Annotated in this window: 3 protein-coding genes; all 3 read right to left on the minus strand. The window is 73.4% G+C overall.

Annotation, left to right across the window (positions count from 1 at the left end; translation table 11 throughout):
* On the minus strand, positions 1-389 hold a 389-nt coding region (locus tag UWG_RS0114890; RefSeq protein WP_016908017.1), incomplete at its 3' end, for a UbiA family prenyltransferase.
* The gene (locus UWG_RS0114895) at positions 386-1,525 is read right to left on the minus strand and encodes an inositol-3-phosphate synthase (RefSeq protein WP_016908018.1); all 1,140 of its coding nucleotides are present in this window, start codon (positions 1,523-1,525) and stop codon (positions 386-388) included. The genes UWG_RS0114895 and UWG_RS0114890, both read right to left, overlap by 4 nt.
* Positions 1,526-1,864: 339 nt before the next feature.
* Entirely contained in the window at positions 1,865-3,220 is a 1,356-nt protein-coding gene (locus UWG_RS0114900; RefSeq protein ID WP_016908019.1) for a ThuA domain-containing protein, read from the minus strand.
* Between the last annotated feature and the right edge of the window lie 252 nt (positions 3,221-3,472).

Below are 3,472 nucleotides of genomic sequence, written 5' to 3' on the forward strand. Positions count from 1 at the left end.
CGCAGGTCGTACGCCCAGACGGTGGCCGCGAGCGCCGAGGCGACCGGCAGCGCGGGGCCGGCGCGGCGGCCGGCGGCTGCTGCGAGACCGAGCCCTGCCGCGGTGAGGCCGCCGGCCGCGGCGAGCACCGTCGAAGGCGCCAACCGCCCGGAAGGCAGGGGCCGTTCGGGGCGCTCGACGGCGTCCTCCTCGCGGTCGGCCCAGTCGTTGAGCGCCATGCCTGCCTCGTAGAGGCAGAGCGAGGAGCCGGCGGCGAGGAGCGTCCCCCTGCCGGGACGGCTTCCGGTGGCTGCGGCGCCCGCCAGGGCGTCGCCCGGCACCGTGAAGAGCGCCGAGACGCGCAGGAGTTGGAGCCAGGCAGCGGCGCGCCGGCGTGCGTCGTCGCTCACCGGCGCTCACCGAGCCGATCGGCGAGGTGGAGGAGCGCGCGCCACTGGTCCGGCAGGGCGGCGGAGCCCTCGTCGGGGTCCTTGAAGTAGAAGCCGAGCCCTTCGATCGGACCGGTGAGCCCCGACTCGTGTGCGCGCGCGGCGATTCGGGCGAGGTCGAGGACGAGCGGGGCGGCGAGGGCGGAGTCGCACCCCTGCCAGGTGGTCTGGAGGTACATCCTGGCGCCGAGGAAGCCGTCGAAGGCGATGTGGTCCCAGGCCGTCTTCCATTCGCCCATGGCGGGGGTGTTGTCGATGTGCACCTCCCCGTCGGGGAGTTCCCCGAGCGTGTCGCCGAGGACGCGCTCCTTTCCCGCGTTCTTCACGGCGGCGGCGCCGGGTTCCGCGAGTGCCGCGCCGTCGCCTCCGCCGAGCAGGTTCGTGCCCGACCAGGCGCGTACGGCGAGCGCCCGCTGCGCGAACATCGGCGCGAGCACGGAGCGCAGCAGCGTCTGACCGGTCTTCCCGTCACGTCCCGCGTACGGCAGTCCGCTCTCCCGCGCGGGCGCGGCGAGCCTCGGGTGGTGGAGCCCCGTCGACGGGGTGAAGTTGACGTACGGGCAGCCCGCGCGCAGGGCGGCAGCGGCGTAGCGGGAGCTCGGCGGGAGGGGCGCTGCCGGGTCGTCCTCCGGTGCGGCCTCGGTGCTGGCGACGTTGACCACGACCGTGCGCGCGACCTCGTGGACCTCGCCGAACTCCCGGATGTCGGAGGCGAGTTGCTCGACGGCCGCCTCGTCGCCCGCGTGGGCGCCGTGCGGGCTCGCCGTGCGGACGGCGGCGTCGGCGCGCTCGAGTTCGCCGCGGACGGCGGCGGGCAGTCCGTGCGGCAGTACCCCGGCGTCCGCGAGCTCCTCGGCGCGCTTGCCGAGGCTGCCGCAGGCGGTCTCGTGGCCGCCGAAGACGAGGGTGTCGAGGGCGGGCAGTCCGCTGCCGGTGAAAGGGCCCGCCTCGGTGACCATCCCGGCGGGTGGATGGAGCCCGGCCGTGACTGCCGCGCACCCGGCGACGGCCGTCGTGGCGACGGAGCCGCGGGCGCCGACGAGCCACACGCCGGTGCGCTCGCGCGAGGTGGTGGGGTTGTGCCTGGTGTCGGTCACGGCCTGCCTCCCTGTTCGGTGGGTGTGCCCTGCTGCCGGGGCGGCGCGGGGCGGCTCCCCGTACGGCGGTCTCCGCGCCCTCCGGCGACCGTCCGGCTTCCGTGGAGCGCGGGACGGGCGCGGGCAGCGGTCGGCTGGTGCGGTCGGTGGCGGTGGCAGGAGGGGGTGCAACTCCGGGTGGGCGGGGAGGAGTTCGGCGTTCTCCTCCCCGCCTCCGGTCCGCGGTGCGGCCGTTGCGGTGTGCCGTACCGCGGCTGCCTGCCGTCCACGCTCCCCCTCGGATCGCGGCGGCGGGCGGCCTGCTCCCGCGCGCTTGCCGCGCGGGCGGCGGGCGTTCCGTCAGCGGGTGCCGCCCTCCTCACCTGTGAGTTCCTTGATGCGCACGTCGCGGAAGCTCACCGTGTCGTCGTCGCCGTGGTTCTGGAGCCCGATGTGGCCGCTCTCCAGGCTGCGTTCGGGTTCTGTGCTGGTGAAGTCGTTGATCAGGACGTCGTTGAGGTAGATCTTGAGGTTCTGCCCCTCGACGACGAGTTCGTACGAGTTCCACTCCCCCGGCGGGTTGAGCGCGGCATCGCGGGCTTCGAGGTCGGCCGACTGGAAGCCGTAGACGGCGCCCGTGGTGCGGTCGTCGCTGTCGGTCGCGTCGATCTGGATCTCGTAGCCCCTGTCCACGGCCGAGTTGGGGTCGTCGGAGGGCGGGAAGCCCACGAAGACACCGGAGTTGTCGTCGCCCTCCATCTTCCAGTCGAGCTTGAGCGAGTAGGCGTCGAACTCCTGCTCCTCCCACCAGAGGAGGCCCATCCCACCGGTGCTCGTCATGGTGCCGTCCCCGTTCAGCTCGAAGGAGCCGGGCCCGGCCTGGGACCAGCCGTCGAGCGACGTCCCGTCGAAGAGTTGCGTGTACCCCTCCTCGCCGGGCGCCTGCCCGGGGTCGCAGTCGGCGTCCGCGGCCCCCGTGGCGTACTGGATGCCGCCCAGGACGTGCTGTACGAAGGCGGGTTCGGCGAACGACTCCTTGGTGTGTCCGAGCCCCGTGTAGAAGGAGCGGCCGCCGTCGTACTCCTTGCACCAGCTGATGGGGTGGTCGCCCATGTTCCCACCGCTGTAGGTGGACTCGTCGAGCGTGGCGAGGACGTGCGCGTCCTCGCGGGGGTTGGTGCGGTAGTTGTAGAGCTCGTCGGTGCGCACCCAGGTGTCGTCGAGGTGCGCGGTGGCCGGGTGGTCGTGGTCCTCGACGGCGACCGTGGCCTCCTGGATCTCCGGGTGCGAGTCGAACCAGGCGCCCGCGAGACCCTCGTACCAGGGCCAGTCGTACTCGGTGTCGGCCGCGGCGTGGACGCCGACGTATCCGCCGCCGTCCTGGATGTACTCCTGGAACGCGTCCTGTTGGGCGTCGTCGAGGACGTCACCGGTGGTGGAGAGCCACACGACGGCGTCGAACCCGGCGAGGTTGTCGGGGGTGAACTCCCCCGCGTCCTCCGTCGCTTCGACGCTGAACCCGTGCTCCTCGCCGAGCTGCCGGACGGTGTCGATGCCGTCCTCGATGGAGTCGTGCCGGAACCCTGCCGTCTTGGAGAAGACGAGGACGCTCTCGCCCTCCGCGTCCTCGCCCTGCTGCGCGGCGTGTCCCGGGATCGCGGTGGACGCCAGCAGGAGCGCCGACGCGGCGAGTGCGGTCCATGCCGTGCGGCGCATGCGCGGCTCCCTTCGCCGGGGGCTCACCGGAGGAACTCCGCTACCGGTCGCGGGAGTTCGGTCCCGATGCGCTCGAGTCCCGTCTGCGGCGGGGCTGTCCGGACTCTTCGCTTGGTTGTGGCTTCGCTGTCGAGCACGTCTCCTCCTGGGGAAGACTGCGGGATCTCCTCGGCGGGCGGAGGGCACCCGGTGCGGTGCGTGCGAGGCACCGCACCGGGTGCACCGCCGCCTGCGCCGGCAGGCGGTCGGGTC

It is taken from the genome of Streptomyces xiaopingdaonensis, assembly GCF_000262345.1.
In the GTDB taxonomy this organism is placed as follows: domain Bacteria; phylum Actinomycetota; class Actinomycetes; order Streptomycetales; family Streptomycetaceae; genus Streptomyces; species Streptomyces xiaopingdaonensis.

Bases quoted from the DNA above. Each gene is read 5' to 3' on its own strand.
- UWG_RS0114900 (WP_016908019.1), bottom strand. From the start codon at position 3,220: ATGCGCCGCACGGCATGGACCGCACTCGCCGCGTCGGCGCTCCTGCTG.